The organism is Devosia sp. GW821-FHT12F11 (assembly GCF_058806655.1).
In genome coordinates this window covers 203,465-221,415 of sequence record NZ_JBXAPX010000002.1, presented here as the reverse complement: position 1 = coordinate 221,415, position 17,951 = coordinate 203,465, and the positions used below count along the sequence as shown (strand labels likewise).

The window sequence follows — 17,951 nt, the reverse complement described above, 5'->3', positions numbered from 1 at the left end:
ATCTGGAATGGGGCGTAGCTGCGCATCGATATCCTGAGGTACGTGCCTCTTGTTTCTTTAATAAGGGATGCGTAGAAAGTAGCAAGTGGTGAACGCACAGATGCTCGCCGCTGCGGCCGGGGAAGGAACCGAAGCAACGGTTTCAGCGGCTGCATGCCAAACAGGAGGAAACCATGAAGCACATTGCGCTCGCCGCAATGCTCGGCCTGGCCGCGGTGCTGCCGGTGCAGGCCCAGACCGTCGTGAAACACCTGCACATCACGACCATCCCGGCCGAGGTGGAACTGATGAACCAGATTGCTGCCGATTTCATGGCAGCAAATCCCGACATCAAGGTCGAACTGCCGTTCCTCGAGAACGAGGCCTTCAAGGCCAAGCTGACCACGCTGCTGCAGTCGGCTGACGCACCCGACGTGTTCCATTCCTGGGGCGGCGGCGTGTTCTACGAGCAGGCCAAGGCCGGCTTCCTGCGTCCCGTCGAGGATGTGCTGTCACAGGCCGCCAAGGATAACCAGGGGCAGGCCGGCGTGTCGGCGTTCACGGCGCCCGACGGCCACATCTATGGCGTCGCCCGCGACGTGAGCGAAGTGGTGCTGTGGTACAACAAGGCGCTGTTCACGCAGGCCGGTGTCGATCCGGCCAGCCTCGAGACCTGGGATGGCTTCCTCGCTGCGGTGCAGAAGTTCAAGGATGCCGGCATCACCCCGCTGGCGCTGGGCGGCAAGGATAAGTGGCCGGCGCACTTCTGGTGGTCCAAGCTGGTGGTCCGGCTGGCCGGTCAGGACGGCTTCAACGCCGCTGCCCGCGGTGAGGGCGACGGTTTTGCCGGCGAGGATTTCGTCAAGGCCGGCGATTATTTCCTGCAGCTGGCCCAGCTCGAGCCCTGGCAGGACGGCTTCCTCGCCGCCGGCTACGGCGATGCGTCCGGCTATTTCGGCGACGGCAAGGCCGCCATGCACCTGATGGGCGATTGGGACTACGGAGCCATGAAGGACAACTCCGCCAGCAAGCAGGGCATCCCGGATGACCAGCTCGGCATCCTGCCGTTCCCGACTATCGAGGGCGGCAAGGGCGATCCGACCGACACGCTGGGCGGACTTGGCGGCATCCTGTTCTCCAAGAACGCTTCGGACGCCGCCGTGAAGTGGGTCGAGTACTTCAACGCTGCCGAACAGCAGAAGAAATACGCCGATGCCGCCTACTACATTCCGATCGCCAAGGGGGCGGCCGACGGGATGACCAACCCGTTCAAGGTGCAGATCGCGCGCAACATCGGCGGTGCGCACTGGCACGCCCTGTTCTTCGATCAGGCGCTGGGGCCGAACGTGGGTGGCGTCGTCAATGACGTCTCGGCTGAACTCGCCGCCAACTCGATCGCCGCCGACGAAGCCGCCCAGTTGATCAAGGAAGCGGTCGACGACTCCCTCTGACATCACGACCGAAGTGACGGGCGGACCTGTGCCGCCCGTCACCCGACTGCCAGAGCTTGCGACCAAGAGGGCCAATAATGACGAGCATCGCTGCCCCAGCCAGCGCAGAAGCGAGCGCCACCGTGCGACGCCGCCGCTATTTCGAGCGCAAGAGCCTCGTGCCGCTGCTGTTGTTCCTGGTGCCGTCGCTGGTGCTGTTCAGCATCTTCGTCGTCCTGCCGATGGTCGACGCCGCCATCTTCTCGTTCTTTGACTGGAACGGCTATGGCCCGATCACCGATTTCGTCGGTCTCGAGAACTACGCCGATGTTCTGAGCCACCGCAATTTCGGCACGGCGGTGCGCAACAGCCTGATCGTGGTGGCCGTCTCGCTGCTGATCCAGCTGCCGCTCGCCATGTGGTGCGCCATCGCGCTCTCCGAACGCTCGATCCCCATCAACCTGCTGCGCACCCTGTTCTTTCTGCCCTTCATGCTGGCGGAAGTGGCGGCCGGGCTGATCTGGAAGTTCGTCTATGACGGCAATTACGGGCTCTTGCCGGTGATCGGAGACAGCATCGGGGTGCAGATGCCGTTCGTCCTTGGCGACAAGTTCTGGGTCATCCCGGCCATCATGCTGGTGATCACCTGGAAGTATTTCGGCTTCCACATGATGATCTTCATCGCCGGGTTGCAGGCCATCCCCAGCGAGGTGATCGAAGCGGCGCGGCTCGATGGTATCAAACGCTGGCAGATCGTGCGCCACATCAAACTCCCAATGATCCGGTCGGCCATCGTCATCTCGGTGTTCTTCGCCATTACCGGTGCGCTGCAGCTGTTCGATCTGATCATTCCGCTGTCGAACGGCGGCCCCTCGCACTCCAGCCACACCATCGTGACCTTCCTCTACCAGTTCGGCATTCTGCGCATGAAACTGGGCTTCGGCGGTGCGGTCAGCGTGCTGCTGTTCATCGCCTGCGTGGTAGTGGCGCTGGCCTATCGCCGCATTCTCTTCAAGGTGGAGCAGCACTGATGGCCGCCACGTCAAAGAAGCGTCGTTCTCCCATTTCGGCGATCCAGTGGCTGACGCTGCTCGTCGTCGCGGCCTTCGTCATCGTGCCATTCTACACCACGGCCTTGGGCGGCTTCAAAGAGATCGGCGAATTGCGCGTCAATCCCTTCGGCCTGCCCGCGAGCTGGGACCCGGTGCGCTTTGTCGAGATTCTCGGTGGGCCGCGCTATTTCTCCTCCCTGTGGAACTCGTTCCTGATCGCCGCCGGAACGGTGGTGCTCTCGACCCTGGTCGCCTCGATGACCGCCTTCGCGCTGGTGCACATCAAGTTCTTCGGCCGGCGCTTCATCATGGCGTATCTGATGCTGGGCCTGCTGTTCCCCTCGGCCACCGGCATCCTGCCGCTGTTCATCAAGATGCGGGATCTCAGCATGCTCGATAGCCACTGGGGCATCATCATCGTGCAGGTGGCGTTCAGCGTGTCCTTCGCCGTGCTGCTGTTCCACAATTTCTTCAAGGAGTTGCCGAAGGAGCTGATCGATGCCGCGCGCATGGACAATTGCGGCTACATCCGGATCTACTGGTACGTCACGCTGCCGCTGTGCCTGCCGATCATCGCCACGGTGGGGGTGTTCAATTTCGTGGGCAGCTGGAACAGCTTCCTGTTGCCGCTGATCGCGCTGAACTCCGAGGCCAAGTACACTTGGCCGCTCGGCATCATGCAGTTCCAGGGACAGTTCGGTTCCGACTGGCCGCGCATCCTGGCGTTCCTCACCCTCTCCATCCTGCCTGCCGTCGCGTTCTTCCTCTTGGCTCAACGCTACGTGATCTCGGGGCTGACCGGCGGCGCCGTCAAAGGCTGAGGGTGGGCCTCAGGGCGCTGAACGCGAGTTCAGTGTCGTCTTGCGCCTTGCCGGTTGCCGAGTAGCTTGGCCCACGCGAGAGTCTGGCAGCGGGCCGGGCTGCCCGTGAGATCGGAGATCAGATGACACGGGTGAGGCCAATCACCGAAGCAGACATCCCGGGCTTTCATGCGGCGCTTGACGCCGTGGCGCGGGAAAGCAGCTTTCTGAGGGGCAACCAGGCGCCACCACTGGACGATGTCGCGAGCTTCGTTCGCGGCAATATCCAGACCCGAAACCCGCAATTCGTCGCGCTCAGCGACCAGGGGAGCATTGTGGGCTGGTGCGACATCGTCCGCGGACGCGGTGAGCACGAGAGGCACCTGGGCGAACTGGGTATGGGAGTCATGGCGCAGTGGCGCGGCGTCGGCATCGGCAGGCAGTTGCTGGCCGCGACCGTGGCGGCCGCCGATGCGGAGAGATTCCTGCGGATCGAGCTCAGCGTCCACTCGGACAACCTGCGGGCCATAGCGCTTTATCGCGGCCTGGGGTTTGTCGAGGAGGGGCGGAAGCTGAAGGCGCGCCTGAAGGCTGCCGTGCCTGTCGACGTGGTGCTGATGGCCCGTCTCCGTCCAGCGGAGGATTGGCCTTCGCGCTAGCCAACGGGGGCAAGCACGGAGTGCTACGCCAGGGCTCCCGCATCTGAAGTCGAGCGGATCAGCGTTTGCCTCGCCGATGCCAGGTGCTTGCGGCAGGCGCTGGCGACCGCGCTCCGCGATCGGCTCAGCAGTGCGTCGATATAGGCGAGGTGCTCGCGGATAGCCACCTCGTTGCGCTCCCGCTCGTCCTTCTTGTTCCACTGATAGTGGTAGTGGAAGATCAGCGTGATGATGTCGTAAAAGCCGTCGATGAAGCGGTTCGGCACGGCCGTGTTCACTAGCCGGTGAAAGCGGCTGTCGAGATCGGAGAAATCCTGGAAGCGGGTCTCGATCTCGCCCAGCAGGTCGATATGCTCCTGCCGCAGCCGGCGCAGTTCGTGCCACAGCGGCGAGGTCTCCGGCAGGTTGCTGAACTCCCGGGCTGACCGCAGTTCGAACATCTCGCGGATCTCGAACAGCTCCAGCGCGAAGCTATGGGTGAAGCCCTGCAACACCCAGCCGCCGCTCGGCCGTCGCTCGATCAGCCCGAAGCGCTGGAAGCTGTTCAGAAATTCTCGGATCACCGTGGTCGCAACCTTGAACTGACGCGCCAGGTCGAGCTCGTTGATCAGGGCCCCGGCTTTGGCGTCGCCGCGCAGCATCCATTCCATGAACTGTTTTTCGACCTGCACCGAGGTCGGAACCGTCTCGGCTTCGGGGAAGGGCAGCACCTCGCCGGCTGAGGCGCGCGCGAAGCGCGACCGTCCTGCACCGGCCACCACCCCCTCTTCGCTGAGCGTCTGGAGGATCTTGCGCACCGTGGTGCGGCTCACTCCCAGCTCGGCCGCGAGGGTGGTCTCAGACGGGATCGGATCACCATCGCGCAGCCGTGAGGTCAACAGCAGCGCGTCGTTGAAGGCCCGCTTGAACAACGTATCCGTCTTCACATCGCTCTCCGCTGTCTGTTCTGTAACCGATAAAAAACAATTTGACGATGCCGGTAAATAGAAGTTTTTTGTACATAAGAAACACGAGGAGGGGCGTGTGCTGGTGGAACAAGGACCAGAGGCGGAGAGGGCTGAGGTACGTGCCCGGTCGCTCGCCGACGGCGCGGCGCTTGGCGTGGCGTTGAAGCTGCTCGGCATCGGTCCGCTGCTGATCCTCATCCTGCTGGTGGTCGGCATCAGCGTCGCCACTCCCAACTTCCTCAAGCCGGTCAACATCGGCAACATCCTGGCCCAGACCGCGGTGATCGCCATCGTCGCGATCGGCCAGCACCTGGTGATCCTGACCCGCGGCATCGATCTCTCGGTCGGCGCCAACCTGGCGCTGGCGACGGTGATCGGTGGGCTGATGTACCGGGTTGCCGATTCCGGCCCGCTGGTGATGGCCGCGATGCTTGTCGCAGGCGGCTTGGTGGGAGCGGTCAACGGCATCGTCTATGTCTTCGGCCGGCTGCCGCACCCCTTCATCATCACGCTCGCCATGCTCAGCATCACCCGTGGCCTGGCGCTCGAGCTCGCCGTCGGGCACACCACGATGCGCGGCATGCCGATCGAGATCGCGGTCATCGGCGGCGGTTCGACGTTCGGCATTCCCAACTCGTTCTTCGTGGTGTTCGGCGTCGCCGCGCTGGTCCTGCTGATGGCCCGCGCCATGGTGTGGGGGCGCTGGATCTATGCCGTGGGCGGCAAGCCCGAGGCAGCGGTGCAGATGGGCATCCCGGTCAAGTGGGTGCTGGTCTCGGTCTACGTCATCTCGGGCCTCTGCGCGGGCGTCGGCGCCATCGTGCTGGCGGGACGCACCGAAGCTGCCTCACCGCTTTACGGCAACCTCCTCGAGCTCGACACCATCGCGGCGGTGATCATCGGTGGCGCCAGTTTCCTCGGCGGGCGCGGCCATATCGGGCATGCCCTGGTCGGCGCCGTGATGATCGGGGTGATCCGCAACGCCCTCAACCTGCTCAATGTCGACGTGTTCTTTCAGATGATCGCCATCGGGGCGATCATCGTACTGGCCGTCGAGGCGGACGTGCTGCGCAACCATCTGGAAGCGCGGGTGCGTGTCATGCAGTCGGGGAGGGCGTCATGAACGCCGCCACGTCCGCCTCGCCGATCCTCGCTGTGAGCAACGCCGAAAAGCGCTTCGGCGCCGTGCACGCATTAAAGGGCGTGAGCCTCGAGGCATATCGCGGCGAGGTGCTGGCGCTGCTCGGCGACAATGGCGCCGGCAAGTCGACGCTGGTCAAATGCATCAGCGGCGTCCACGGGCTGGATAGCGGCGAGATCCTGCTCGATGGCCAGCCGACCGCCATCCACAATCCGGCTGCCGCCCGCAGCGCCGGCATCGAAACGGTCTACCAGGATCTGGCGCTGTTCGACAACCTGACCCCGGCGCAGAACTTCTACTGCGGGCGAGAGCTGTCTTTCCCCACCTGGCTGCCACGCGGCATGCGGCTGCTCAGGCGCCGGGCGATGGACCGGGAGGCGGCGGCAGTGATCGACCGGCTGAAGGTGCGGCTCCCCCGCTTCGACGCGCCGGTGGCGCTGATGTCGGGCGGGCAGCGCCAGGCGATCGCAGTAGCGCGGGCAACCGTGTTCGCCCGCAAGGTGGTGATGCTGGACGAGCCGACCGCAGCGCTCGGGCTGCGCGAGGCGCGCAAGGTCCTCGACCTCATCGCGCAGCTGCGCGAAGAGGGCAACGCGGTGATCCTCATCACCCACAACATGGAACATGTCGTCGAACTGGCCGACCGCGCCGTGGTGCTGCGGCAGGGGCGCAAGGTCGGCGAACTCAAGCCAAGCAAGGCAAATCAACACGAACTGGTCTCGCTCATCGTCGGGGCAGAGGCCTAGATCCTTTCACCGTTCAAGTGAAACGGTGAAAGGACCTAAGTCATTGATTTTGGCGCGCTTTCGAACCGGAAAAGTCTGCAACTTTTCCTGAAAGCGCTCTAGGGCGCCGGTGCAGGCGCTCGGGGGATTGATCCCGAGGGGGATCGAGGAGAGCGACCGCCAATGCGGTCGGAATGGGAGGAAACTATGAAGCTCAAACGACTGCTGGGAGGGCTGGCGCTCGCTGCGGCGATCGCCGGGCCTGCCATGGCGCAGGACAACGTGAAGCTCGGGTTTATTACCAAGTTCCCGGTGCCGTTCTTTGCCACCATGGAAGATGCGGCCAAGGCTTACGCCGCGGCCAATCCGGGTGTCGAGATCATCTACGGGCAAGGCACCTCGGCCACCGATATCGAGGGCCAGATCGCCCAGATCGAATCCATGGTCACCCAGGGTGTGCAGGGGATTGCCTTGACCCCGGTCGATCCGACCGTGGCGCCGGCGCTCGACAAGGCGATTTCCCAGGGCGTGAAGATCGTCCTGATGGACAACAACATCCCCGACTGGAAGGGACGAACCTCGCTCGCCACCACCGACAACTATGCCGCGGGCGTGATTGCCGGCCAGTACCTCAAGTCGGTGCTCAAGGCCGGCGACACGCTTGGCATTCTCGAAGGCGTCCCCGGCGTTCCGGCGCTGGACGATCGCGTCAACGGCATGCTCGAGGGCCTCAAGGGAGTTGAGGTCAAGGTGGTCGGACGCGCCGGCACCAACTGCACCGAAGAACTCGGGATCAACGTCGCCCAGGATCTGCTTACCGCCAATCCCGATCTGAAGGCGATCTATGCTGCTTGCGGCCCTCCAGCCGCAGGAGCCGCGCAGGCCATCAAGAACGCCGGCATCGCAAGCGACGCGATCGTCCTGGTGGGCTTCGATTTCTGCTGCGGAGAAGCGGAAGCCCTGACCGCAGGCATCGAGGACGCGACCGTCGCGCAATTCCCGGCGAAGATGGCCGAGCTCGGCGTCGATGCTTTGGTCAAGGCCATCCGCGGCGATGAGGTTCCACTCCTCATCGACTCGGGCGCCGCGCTGGTGACCAAGGACACCATGTCCCAGTTCCAGTGACGCGCCGCGAGAGCCGGGTCCTCGGTCTCCCCGGAATCCGGCTCTCGCATCTTTCCTTCCACCACCTTCAGTCGAAAGCAGTTTGAATATGCATGCGCTTGTCTGCCGCCAGCCCGGAATGCTCGAGCTCGAGACCCGGCCAACCCCACACCGCGGCGAAGGCGAGGCGCTGGTGCGCCCGCTCCGGGTGGGGATTTGCGGCACCGACTACCACATCTACGAGGGCAAGCACCCTTTCCTCGAATATCCGCGCGTCATGGGGCATGAGCTCGCGGTCGAGGTGCTGGAAGCGCCGGCCGGGTCGGGTTTCGCTCCCGGCGAGATCTGCGTGGTCAATCCCTACATTTCCTGCGGCAGTTGCATTGCCTGCCGCGCCGGCAAACCGAACTGCTGCGTGCGGATCGCCGTGCTGGGCGTCCATCGCGACGGCGGCATGGCCTCGCTGCTCAGCCTGCCCGCGTCAAACCTGGTCAAGTCCGAGGGGCTGGGCGTCGATGCCTGCGCGACCGTCGAGTTCCTCGCCATCGGGGCGCACGCCGTGCGCCGCTCGAACGCGCGGCCGGGACAGCGTGCGCTGGTGATCGGCGCGGGACCCATCGGCCTTGGCGTGGGGCTCTTCTCGGCGCTCTCGGGCGCCCAGGTCACCATGATGGATCTCGATCCGGCGCGCCTCGCGGTCGCCAGGGATATAGTCGGGGCGCAAACGATCATGGCGGGCGACACCGCCATGGACGCCGCCGCGGCATTGACCGGGGGAGACGGTTTCGACGTCGTGTTCGACGCGACGGGCAACGCCCGCTCGATGCAGACCGGCTTCGATTTCGTCGCGCATGGCGGGACCTATGTGCTGGTCAGCGTGGTGAAGAGTCAGATCGCCTTCGAGGACCCCGATTTTCATCGCAAGGAGATGTCGCTGCTGGGTAGTCGCAACGCCACGTCGGAAGATTTCCAGCGGGTGATCGCCGCGATCGCCGCCGGTCGTATCCCCATCGACAAGCTGATCACGCATCGCACGACGCTTGCCGATGCGGCGCGCGACATCCCGGTCTGGGCCACCCAGAAGCATGGACTTATCAAGGCGGTGATCGAAGTCGCTGCCTAGAGCGCTTTCAGGAAGAGTTGCAGACCTTTCCGCTTCGAAAGCGCGACCAAATAACAGGCCTGGAGCATTTCACCGATGCATCGAAACGGTGAAATGCTCCAGCCGCTGTGCCGCTCTCGGCGATCGTAACCCTGCGGGCCACAGCCCGTGGGGCGATGCCCGCTTGCCGCGGCCGGCGAGGTCGATCGGCTGACATGCTAGAAGGATTTTTCAACTGCGATCGTCCTAGCCGGCTTGTGACATGCAACTTAGATGATAACGTTTCAACTTACTTGATGGAGAGAACGGCCCGAAGGTCGGCAATCAAGGAGGAGGAACCAATGAACATGGATAAACTCACGTCTGGAATCCGCCGTCGCGCCGTGTTGGCCGGGGCAAGCCTCGCCATCGTGCTCGCGGCAGTGCCGGTGCTGGCGCAGGACCTGAGCGGCGAGCTCGTCATCCTGCAGTGGCAGGGCGGCACCGATGCCGAGATGTGGCAGAAGCTCGAAGCCGATTTCACCGCCAAGAACCCCGGCGTCGCCGTTCGCGAGCTGGTGGTGACGGGGCAGGGCGACATGCGCGGTCCGATGCGCACCGCGCTGCTCGGCGGCGAGAAGGTCGATATCATCATCAACACCTGGCCGGCCTTCCGCGCCGAGCTCGCCGATGCCGGCATCCTGCGGCCGATCGACGATCTGTGGGCGTCCGCCAATCTTGACGCCGTGCTCGACCAATCCTGGAAGGATCTCGGCTCGACCAATGGCGTCACCTACGGGGTGAACTATACCTACGGCGACCGCTCGGCCATCTGGTACAAGAAGGCCCATCTCGAAAAGGCTGGCGTCGAGCCCCCCAAGACCTGGGACGAGTTCCTCGCCTCGATCGACAAGCTCAAGGCTGCCGGCTTTGCCGCGCCGATCGCCATGCCGGCCAAATACTGGGCGCATGGCGAGTGGTTCGAAACGCTGCTGCTGCGCACCGGTGGCGTCGAAGCGGCTTCGAAACTAGCGGCCCACGAGATTCCCTGGACCGATGATGTCGTCAAGACGACGCTCAAAAAGTATGCCGAGCTGCTCAAGGCCGGCTGCTGCGGCACCCCCGAGCAGATGTTCGCCGGTGACTGGGACTACTCGGCCGACCAGATCTTCACTGCCGATGCCTCCAACTACCTGATGATCGGCATGTGGATGAACGCCCGGGCCCGCAACGACTACAAGCTCAACGAAGGCGTCGACTACTCGATCTTCCAGTTCCCCTCGCTCGGCCTCGGGCATGACGACACCTCGAGCGTCGATGCCAAGGAAGTGGCGGTCACCGCCAATGGCGCCAACCCGGCGGTCGCCGATGCCTTCGCCGTCTACATGGTCAGCAAGGACGCTGCCGACATCCTCGCCTCCTACGGCTACGCCTCGCCCAGCAAGAATGCCGACCCGTCCCTGCTCGGCCCGGTGCAGCAGATCGCGACCGCAGCCGTCGCGCAGTCCAAGGTGCAGTTCGTACTGGGTGACTTGCTCCCCGGCGACCTCGTCGACGAGTATCGCGTCCAGTTGCAGAAGTTCCTGCAGGATCCGTCCGATGCGACGATCGACACGGTGACCGCGGCGATCGAAGCCAAGGCGCAGGAACTTTATTGATATGCAGGAGTCCGTAGCCCCCCAGACGGCGGGCTCGCGTCCCGGCGTTTCCTCCCGGCTTCGCGGCGAGCAGAGCAATCTGCTCGCCGCGAAGCGGAGGGTCAGGGATTGGCCGGCAGCCTGGCTGCTGATCACCCCGGTGCTGATCCTGTTCGGGATCGCCGTGGTGTTCCCGCTGATCGATACGATCCGGCTCAGCTTCTTCGACATCAAGGGCCTCGCCAAACCGAAATTCATCGGCGTGGGCAACTACGTGAAGCTGTTCACAGATCCGGCATTTCGCAACACGCTGCTGACCACCCTGACCTTCACCATCTCGACCACCATCATCTCGGTGGGGCTGGGCTGGATGCTGGCCATGGTGAGCGCCTTCGCGCCGCGCCAGACGTTACCCTTCCGGGTGATGATCTTCGCTGCGTTCGGAATCTCCGAGGCGGTGGCGGGCTACATGTGGATCGGCATCCTGCGCCCCGACGCCGGCGGTCTGCTCAATGCGGTGATCGGCCTCGTCCAACCCGGCTTTGCGCAGCCCTGGCTGGGCGACCCGCGCACTGCGCTCTGGGTGCTGATCATCGCCGCATCCTGGGGCGGGGTCGGGCTACCGCTGATGCTGTGCTTTGCCTCTGTGCAGTCGATCCCCAAGACCTTGTTCGAGGCCGCCTATATCGATGGCGCCAACCATTGGCAGGTGATGCGTAACATCATGATGCCGCTGTCGCTGCCCGGCGTGCGGGTCGCGGTGTTCATCAACCTGCTCGGCGCGCTCCGAGCCTTCGACATCATCTATATCCTCACCGGCGGCGGTCCGGTGCGCAGCACTGAGACCGTCGGCTACTTCATGTACCGGGAGTCGATGACCCAGTTCAAACTCGGCTACGGCGCTGCAGCGACGGTGGTGCTGCTGGTCGCCGTGCTGGTGGTTTCCATTCCCGCCATCATCCAGCGAACGGCAGGTGCAAGATGATCGGACGCGCGCCCCGCTGGCCCACCATCGTGCTTGCCGTCTTCGGCTTCATCTGGATCATCCCGATCGTCGGCATCGTGATGACCTCGATCCGTCCCCTGGCGGAGACGTCGCGCGGCTGGTGGCGCATCGACAGCTTCACCCTCACCCTCAGCGCCTGGCAGCGAGTGTGGGAGGCCTATCCGCTGGCCCCCGCCTTCGTCACCACGGCCATCCTCGCGGTGCTCGCCACTGCCGGGACCATGCTGCTGACGCCGGCGGCGGCCTATGCCTTTCACTTCCTGAAATTCCCGTTCCGCCGCCTGCTGCTGATCATCATCATCAACGCCTTCGTCCTGCCCCAGCAGGTGGTGATCATCCCGCTGTTCCAGCTATGGCGCGAACTGGGGCTGATCGACAATTTCCTCGCCGTGCTCATCCCTTACATCGGGCTGAGCTTTGCCTGGTCGATCTTCCTCGTGAAGAACTTCCTCGAGGATTTCCCGACCGAGGTGGTCGAGGCCTCGCGCATCGATGGCGCCGGGCCGCTGCAGACCTTCTGGTACATCGTCCTGCCCAACAGCCTGAGCTCGGTGTTTGCCACCGGCATCCTGCAATTCCTGTGGACCTGGAACGCGCTGTTGCTGCCCTTGATCTATCTCAGGACCAACGTGCCGCTGCCGGTGATCCTCGCCCGCATCAATGGCACCTATGAACTCAACTGGGACCTCCAATCGGTGGCGGCCATCATCACCACCGTGGTCCCGTTGGTCGTCTTCCTCATCTTCCAACGTCAATTCGCCGCCGGGGCCGAAACCCGCACCGGCGCCAAGGATTAGTCATGCCCGCCACGAACAAGCCGCTCCGCTACCGCCAGATTCACCTCGATTTCCATACCTCCGAGCATATTCCGGGGATCGGCTCGGCCTTCGACCCCGAGGATTTCGTGGCGACGCTGAAGGCGGCGCATGTCAACTCGATCACCATCTTCGCCAAGTGCCACCACGGCTGGTCGTACTACCCCACCAAGGTCGGAGCGCCGCACCCGAACCTCGCGCGGCCCGACCTGATGGGCGACATGGTGAAGGCGCTGACTGCCGCCGATATCGAAGCGCCGATCTATATCTCGGTGCAGTGGGATGAGCGCAACGCCCGTATCCATCCCGAGTGGCGGGTGCGCAGCGCCACCAAGAACCGCTTCGACCCGGACCAGCTGACGGCCGGCTGGCATACGCTCTGCCTCAACCACCCGGCCTACCGTGCCGAACTGCTCGAGCAGGCGCGCGAGGTGGCGCGTAACTACGAGACGCCGGGGATCTTCTTCGACATCGTGCTCACCCCCGATTGCGTCTGTGCCGAGTGCCTCGCCAGCATGGCCGAGCAAGGGCTCGACCCCGAGAACCCGGCGGACCGATTGAAGAACGATGAGGCCGTGAACGAGCGTTTTCGCGCTGAGACCAGCGCGGCGCTCAACGCCGAATTCCCAGGGCTGCGGGTCTTCTACAATTGCGGCCATATCCACAAGCAGGGCCCGCAGCGCTTTTCCACCTACACGCATCTCGAGCTCGAAAGCCTGCCGACCGGCGGCTGGGGCTATGACCATTTCCCATCGAGCGCCCGTTATGCGGCAACGCTCGGCCTCGACATGGTGGCCCATACCGGCAAGTTCCACACCAGCTGGGGCGAGTTCGGCGGCTTCAAGCATCCCGATGCGCTGGAATTCGAGGCGGCGCAGATGGTGGCGCTGGGGGTCAAGTGCCTCGTCGGCGATCAGTTGCACCCCGATGGCTCGATCAACCCCGATACCTACGCCTCGATCGGCCCGGCCTACGCGCGGATCGAAAAGCTCGAGCCCTATCTCGAGGGCGCCCGCCAGGTCTCGGACGTGGCGATCCTCACCGCCGAGTATTTCCACCCGGTCGGCGCCCGCAACAACCTGAGCGACGACGGCGCCGCGCAGATGCTGCAGGAGCTGAAGCTCCCCTTCGACGTGATCGATCCGGCGACGCCGTTCGAGAACTACAAGCTCATCATCCTCCCCGACGAGATCCCGGTCGATGCCGGGCTCGCGGCCGCGCTCAAGGCCTATACCGACCAGGGCGGCAAGCTGATCCTTTCCGGCACGTCGGCGATCAATCCCGATGGCAGCTTTGCCGTCGACGCCGGCATCCGTAGCGCCGGCCAGGTGGCATTCGAGCCCTCGTATATCCGCGCCGTTTCAGGGCTCGATGCCGGTCTCACCGCCTCGCCGTTCGTCATGTACGGGGTCGGGGAGGCGATCACCGCCGAGGGCGCCGAGGTGCTGGCCGAAATCGGCCCCTCCTACTTCAACCGCAGCTACAAGCATTTCAGCTCGCACCAGCACGCCCCGGATGATCCGACGGCGGCTTCGCTGGGGGCGGCGGTGACCGTAAAGGGCGGCATCGGCTACATCGCCTACCCGATCTTCCACATGTACCACGCCATGGGCCAGCCGCTGTACAAGTACCTGGTGCGCGGGCTGATCGACCGGCTGCTGCCCAGCCGCGCCATCGTCACCGACCTGCCGTCGTCCGGCCGGGCGACGCTGACGCAGCAGGCGGCGCAACAGCGCCATATCCTCCATCTGCTCTATGGAGCGCCGCAGGTCCGCGGCAAGGCGGTGCCGACCGGCGAGGGCCATACCCGCGTCATGGAAATGATCGAGGATATCCCGACGCTTGGACCGGTGACGGCCTCGGTGCGCTTGCCGCGTACGCCAGCCCGCGTCTATGACGCTCTGACGGGGGAAGACGTGCCGTTCACCAATGGTGGCGATCGCGTGGAAGTGCGGCTCCCGAGCCTTCGCATCCACGCCGCGCTGGTCTTTGAGGGAACGGTTTGAGCGACACCGACGACACCGAGAACGGCCGGCGGCGCCACGCCACCATCGTCGAGGTCGCCGACCGCGCCGGCGTCGCCATCGGTACCGTGTCGCGCTATCTCAACGGTCACCCGGTGCGCCGCGGCAATCGCGAGCAGATCGAGCGGGCGATCGGCGAACTCGGCTATCGCCGCAACGCCATCGCCGCCGCCATGAAGGCCGACCTCACCAACACGGTCGGCTTCATGGTGCCCTCGCTGTCGGAGTTCCACGCGCCGGTGCTCGAGCATTTGAGCCGGTCGATGCGCCGCGCCGGCCGGGCGCTGTTGAGCTATTGCCATGATGCCAACCCGGCATCGATTGGCGATGCGCTCGATTTCTTCGTCGCCCATCGGGTCGATTGCCTGATCATGGATGGCCGCAACGACGTCGATGAGCGCATCCTTGATCTCATCGGCAACGGCACACCGGTGATCTTTTACGACAATGGCTGGCCCGGCCTGCCGGTGGATCGGGTGCTGGTCGAAAACCGCGCCGCGAGTTTTCGCGCTGTTACCCACCTGCTCGATATCGGCCATAGCCGCATCGCGGTCCTCACCGGCAATATCGGCGACTGGACCGGCGGCGAGCGCTTCGAGGGCTATCGCCAGGCGTTGCTCGGGCGCGGCATCGAGATCGACCCCGACCTGGTGCTCGACACCCACTGGAACGAGACCGAAGCCTATTCCGGCATGCTGCGCCTGCTCTCGCTCCCCGAGCCGCCTACCGCACTCTATTGCTGCAATTACAACATGGCGGTCGGCGCGCTGCGGCTGCTTCGGGAGCACGGCTTGCGGGTCCCAGACGACATCTCACTGGTCAGCTTCGACGACGTGCCGCTGTTCCAGCTGCATGAAACGGGCATCACTGCGGTGGCCCAGCCGGTGGCCAAGATCGCCGAGACCATCACCTCCATCATGGCTTCGCGCCTGTCGGATCGCGGCCTCAGCCACGCGCCGCACACCATCACGCTCAACTGCGACATTATCCTCCGCGGCTCGACCCGCCGCCTGCCAGACGCTCAGCGCCCCCGCTGATCCAACCCCTTCGCGCTTCCGAGGACCAGACCATGCCACGCTACTGCCTTGACCTCGATACCCCCGCGGCCGGGTTCATCGACAGCTTTCTGATCGGCAATGGTTGGCTCGGGGCGACGCTCGGCGGCGGCGTCGGCACCGAACGGTTCGCCCTCAACCTCGATACGGTCTGGTCCGGCGGGCCGCTGCAGCCCGAAGCCGACGAGGGCCCATCTCGCCTGGTCCCCGAACTGCGCGATGCGATCCGCCGCCGCGACTACCTTCGGGCCGACGAACTCGGGCGGGCGCTGCAGGGCAAGGCCTGGACCCAGTCCTACCAGCCGCTCGGCGCCATCGAACTCACCTATGCCGATGCCGATGCCGCCGACTACAGCCGCCGCCTCGATCTCGCCGAGGCCGTGGCCCACACCAGCCATGGCGCGGTTCGGCTCCAGAGCTTCGTCTCCCATCCCGATGGCGTGCTGGTGGCAACTGCCACGGGGCAGGGGGTGCTGACGCCCGACAGGGTGGGGATCGCATTCGTTTCGCCACACCCCGACACGCAGATCTCGCTGTCCGAGGAGCATGGCATCAGGTGGCTGGTGGCCACCGCCCGGGTTCCCGTGCATGTCGTTCCCAACTATGTGCCGAGCGAGGAGCCGATCCGCTACGACGCGGCCGCGCCCGAGGCCGATGGCGCCGTCGCCGATGGCATGGGCTATGCCGTCGTCGCCGCAGTCGAGCGCGACCGCGAAACCGGCGGGTTGCGCCTCATCGCCTCTGCCGCCTCGGGCTATCGCGGCCACGATCAGCGCCCCAGCGCCGATTTCGTCGCCCTGGTGCTGGAGGCCCAGGCCCGTGTCGCAGCGGCCCTCGATATCGGTACAAGCGAGCTCCGGCAGCGCCACCGCGACGATTATCGGCGCTACTTCGATCGCGTCGACCTCGACCTCAGCGCCTCCGGCCCTGCAGCCGAGCGGGCCGAGCTGCTGTTCCATTTCGGCCGCTACCTGATGATCTCGAGCTCGCGCCCCGGCACCGAAGCGAGCAACCTGCAGGGCATCTGGAATGTCGATGTGCGCCCCGCCTGGTCGAGCAACTACACCATCAACATCAACACCCAGATGAACTACTGGCCGGCCGAGGCCAGCGGTCTTGCCGACCTGCACACCCCGATGTTCAAGCTCACTCGCGAACTGGCCGAAGCCGGCGCCGTCACCGCCCGGCGCTACTATGGTGCGGCCGGGGCGACCGCCCACCACAATGCCGATCTCTGGCGCTTCACCGCGCCGGTGCCCGGCATCCCGCAATGGTCGAACTGGCCGGCCGGCCTCTACTGGATGGCGGCCCACCTGCAGCATCACCTCGACCACGGCAGTGCGGCCGAGGGATTCGCGGCGGAGACGGCACTGCCGGTGTTTCGCGCCGCGACCGAGTTTGCCCTCGACATGCTGGTCGAGGATGCCGAGGGCGCGCTGGTCGCCAGCCCCTCGACCTCGCCTGAGCACAGCTTCGTCGTCGAGGGCGTCAACGTCGCCATCACCGCGGGCACGGCGATGGACCAGGAACTGATCCGCGAAACGCTCGAGAATTTTGTCGGGCTCGCCGACCCAGCCGATCCGCTCGCGGCGCGGGCCCGCGCGGCGCTGCCCCGGCTTCGCCTCCCACGCATCGGTGCGGCCGGCAACCTGCTGGAGTGGGACGACGACAAGGCCCCGGCCGAGCTGGGGCATCGCCACCTCTCCCACCTCTACGGCCTCTATCCCGGCATCCGCATCACCGAGACCGGCACGCCCGAGACGTTCGAAGCGGTGCGGCGGGCGCTCGCGCTCCGCCTCGACAATGGCACCGGCTATACGGGCTGGAGCCAGGCCTGGGTGCTCTGCCTCGCCGCACGGCTGCGGGATCGCCAACTGGCCGAGCGCTCGATCCGGGGGCTCTTGGACCAGTTAACCTCGCGCGCTCTGCTCGTCCTCCACCCGCATGACGGCTGGCCGGAGGGCAACGTGTTCCAGATCGACGGCAATTTCGGCGCCGTGGCCGGGCTTGCCGAACTGGTGGTGCAAAGCCACGAAGGCGCGGTCAGCCTGTTGAAGACGCTGCCGCCGAGCTGGACGAACGGCTCCATCACCGACATCCGCTGCCGCGGCGGACACCAGGCGAGCGTCACCTGGCAGGAGGGGCGGCTCGCTTCGGCGACGATCCTCGCCGCGCAGGACGGTGAGATCGTCGTCGAGCTGCCAAATGGCGAGGTTGCCGTAACCGATCCGTCGGGATCGGTGTCGGTGCGGCCCGTCCTCGGCGCCGCGGCAGGCCGGCACCGTCTCGCCTGGAACGGCAAGGCGGCAACGCGCTACGCCATCTCGCCACGCCGAGCGGTGGGCTCGGCGTAGAAAGGTCGACGCTGTCTTGAAGGGAAGTGGTGCCCGGGACCGGAATCGAACCAGTGACACGCGGATTTTCAATCCGCTGCTCTACCAACTGAGCTACCCGGGCAACCGTGGCGCCCGAGGGCGCTAAGTCGGGCGGTTTATA

Annotated in this window: 15 protein-coding genes and 1 tRNA gene; 14 read left to right on the top strand and 2 right to left on the bottom strand. The window is 65.1% G+C overall.

All coding sequences use genetic code 11. The annotated features are described in order from the left end of the window. The first annotated feature begins 173 nt into the window (after positions 1-173). From AC1ROK_RS06680 to AC1ROK_RS06665, 4 genes are all read left to right on the top strand, one after another. Positions 174-1,430: an extracellular solute-binding protein gene (locus AC1ROK_RS06680; protein ID WP_492845100.1), complete on the top strand. Its 1,257-nt coding sequence runs from the start codon at positions 174-176 to the stop codon at positions 1,428-1,430. A 77-nt stretch (positions 1,431-1,507) separates the two neighbouring features. Then, entirely contained in the window at positions 1,508-2,440 is a 933-nt protein-coding gene (locus AC1ROK_RS06675; RefSeq protein WP_492845098.1) for a carbohydrate ABC transporter permease, read from the top strand. Then, complete coding sequence (locus tag AC1ROK_RS06670; protein ID WP_492845096.1) at positions 2,440-3,282, top strand: carbohydrate ABC transporter permease; 843 nt, start codon at positions 2,440-2,442, stop codon at positions 3,280-3,282. Before AC1ROK_RS06675 ends, AC1ROK_RS06670 begins: the two co-directional genes overlap by 1 nt. 122 nt (positions 3,283-3,404) lie before the next feature. After that, on the top strand, positions 3,405-3,920 hold the full coding sequence (locus AC1ROK_RS06665; RefSeq protein ID WP_492845094.1) for a GNAT family N-acetyltransferase: 516 nt from the start codon (positions 3,405-3,407) through the stop codon (positions 3,918-3,920). A 23-nt stretch (positions 3,921-3,943) separates the two neighbouring features. Here AC1ROK_RS06665 and AC1ROK_RS06660 read toward each other — a convergent pair whose 3' ends face one another. Continuing rightward, positions 3,944-4,846 carry a GntR family transcriptional regulator gene (locus AC1ROK_RS06660; RefSeq protein WP_492845092.1) on the bottom strand — a complete coding sequence of 301 codons (903 nt, stop codon included), beginning with the start codon at positions 4,844-4,846 and terminating at the stop codon, positions 3,944-3,946. Positions 4,847-5,027: 181 nt separating this feature from the next. Here AC1ROK_RS06660 and AC1ROK_RS06655 point away from each other — a divergent pair, with 181 nt between their 5' ends. From AC1ROK_RS06655 to AC1ROK_RS06610, 10 genes are all read left to right on the top strand, one after another. Further along, a complete protein-coding gene (locus AC1ROK_RS06655; protein ID WP_492846353.1) occupies positions 5,028-5,990 on the top strand; it encodes an ABC transporter permease in 963 nt (320 codons plus the stop codon). Continuing rightward, positions 5,987-6,754: an ATP-binding cassette domain-containing protein gene (locus tag AC1ROK_RS06650; protein ID WP_492845090.1), complete on the top strand. Its 768-nt coding sequence runs from the start codon at positions 5,987-5,989 to the stop codon at positions 6,752-6,754. The genes AC1ROK_RS06655 and AC1ROK_RS06650 overlap by 4 nt, the downstream gene beginning before the upstream one ends. Before the next feature lie 186 nt (positions 6,755-6,940). Next, positions 6,941-7,858, top strand: a complete 918-nt coding sequence (locus AC1ROK_RS06645) for a sugar ABC transporter substrate-binding protein (protein WP_055887230.1) — start codon at positions 6,941-6,943, stop codon at positions 7,856-7,858. 88 nt (positions 7,859-7,946) lie between these two features. Next, complete coding sequence (locus AC1ROK_RS06640) at positions 7,947-8,960, top strand: zinc-binding alcohol dehydrogenase family protein (protein ID WP_492845087.1); 1,014 nt, start codon at positions 7,947-7,949, stop codon at positions 8,958-8,960. Positions 8,961-9,280: 320 nt separating this feature from the next. After that, positions 9,281-10,576: an ABC transporter substrate-binding protein gene (locus AC1ROK_RS06635; protein WP_492845085.1), complete on the top strand. Its 1,296-nt coding sequence runs from the start codon at positions 9,281-9,283 to the stop codon at positions 10,574-10,576. 1 nt (position 10,577) lies between these two features. After that, positions 10,578-11,540: a carbohydrate ABC transporter permease gene (locus tag AC1ROK_RS06630; RefSeq protein ID WP_492845083.1), complete on the top strand. Its 963-nt coding sequence runs from the start codon at positions 10,578-10,580 to the stop codon at positions 11,538-11,540. Then, positions 11,537-12,358: a carbohydrate ABC transporter permease gene (locus AC1ROK_RS06625; RefSeq protein ID WP_492845081.1), complete on the top strand. Its 822-nt coding sequence runs from the start codon at positions 11,537-11,539 to the stop codon at positions 12,356-12,358. The genes AC1ROK_RS06630 and AC1ROK_RS06625 overlap by 4 nt, the downstream gene beginning before the upstream one ends. A 2-nt stretch (positions 12,359-12,360) precedes the next feature. Further along, positions 12,361-14,382 carry an alpha-amylase family protein gene (locus AC1ROK_RS06620; protein ID WP_492845079.1) on the top strand — a complete coding sequence of 674 codons (2,022 nt, stop codon included), beginning with the start codon at positions 12,361-12,363 and terminating at the stop codon, positions 14,380-14,382. Then, on the top strand, positions 14,379-15,437 hold the full coding sequence (locus tag AC1ROK_RS06615; RefSeq protein ID WP_492845077.1) for a LacI family DNA-binding transcriptional regulator: 1,059 nt from the start codon (positions 14,379-14,381) through the stop codon (positions 15,435-15,437). Before AC1ROK_RS06620 ends, AC1ROK_RS06615 begins: the two co-directional genes overlap by 4 nt. A 32-nt stretch (positions 15,438-15,469) precedes the next feature. Next, positions 15,470-17,809 carry a glycosyl hydrolase family 95 catalytic domain-containing protein gene (locus AC1ROK_RS06610; RefSeq protein WP_492845075.1) on the top strand — a complete coding sequence of 780 codons (2,340 nt, stop codon included), beginning with the start codon at positions 15,470-15,472 and terminating at the stop codon, positions 17,807-17,809. 27 nt (positions 17,810-17,836) lie between these two features. Here AC1ROK_RS06610 and AC1ROK_RS06605 read toward each other — a convergent pair. Further along, positions 17,837-17,912, bottom strand: a tRNA-Phe gene (locus tag AC1ROK_RS06605). Between the last annotated feature and the right edge of the window lie 39 nt (positions 17,913-17,951).

Bases quoted from the DNA above. Each gene is read 5' to 3' on its own strand.
- AC1ROK_RS06620 (WP_492845079.1), top strand. From the start codon at position 12,361: ATGCCCGCCACGAACAAGCCGCTCCGCTACCGCCAGATTCACCTCGAT.
- AC1ROK_RS06630 (WP_492845083.1), top strand. From the start codon at position 10,578: ATGCAGGAGTCCGTAGCCCCCCAGACGGCGGGCTCGCGTCCCGGCGTT.
- AC1ROK_RS06650 (WP_492845090.1), top strand. From the start codon at position 5,987: ATGAACGCCGCCACGTCCGCCTCGCCGATCCTCGCTGTGAGCAACGCC.
- AC1ROK_RS06610 (WP_492845075.1), top strand. From the start codon at position 15,470: ATGCCACGCTACTGCCTTGACCTCGATACCCCCGCGGCCGGGTTCATC.
- AC1ROK_RS06625 (WP_492845081.1), top strand. From the start codon at position 11,537: ATGATCGGACGCGCGCCCCGCTGGCCCACCATCGTGCTTGCCGTCTTC.
- AC1ROK_RS06680 (WP_492845100.1), top strand. From the start codon at position 174: ATGAAGCACATTGCGCTCGCCGCAATGCTCGGCCTGGCCGCGGTGCTG.
- AC1ROK_RS06670 (WP_492845096.1), top strand. From the start codon at position 2,440: ATGGCCGCCACGTCAAAGAAGCGTCGTTCTCCCATTTCGGCGATCCAG.
- AC1ROK_RS06635 (WP_492845085.1), top strand. From the start codon at position 9,281: ATGAACATGGATAAACTCACGTCTGGAATCCGCCGTCGCGCCGTGTTG.
- AC1ROK_RS06675 (WP_492845098.1), top strand. From the start codon at position 1,508: ATGACGAGCATCGCTGCCCCAGCCAGCGCAGAAGCGAGCGCCACCGTG.
- AC1ROK_RS06645 (WP_055887230.1), top strand. From the start codon at position 6,941: ATGAAGCTCAAACGACTGCTGGGAGGGCTGGCGCTCGCTGCGGCGATC.
- AC1ROK_RS06640 (WP_492845087.1), top strand. From the start codon at position 7,947: ATGCATGCGCTTGTCTGCCGCCAGCCCGGAATGCTCGAGCTCGAGACC.
- AC1ROK_RS06665 (WP_492845094.1), top strand. From the start codon at position 3,405: ATGACACGGGTGAGGCCAATCACCGAAGCAGACATCCCGGGCTTTCAT.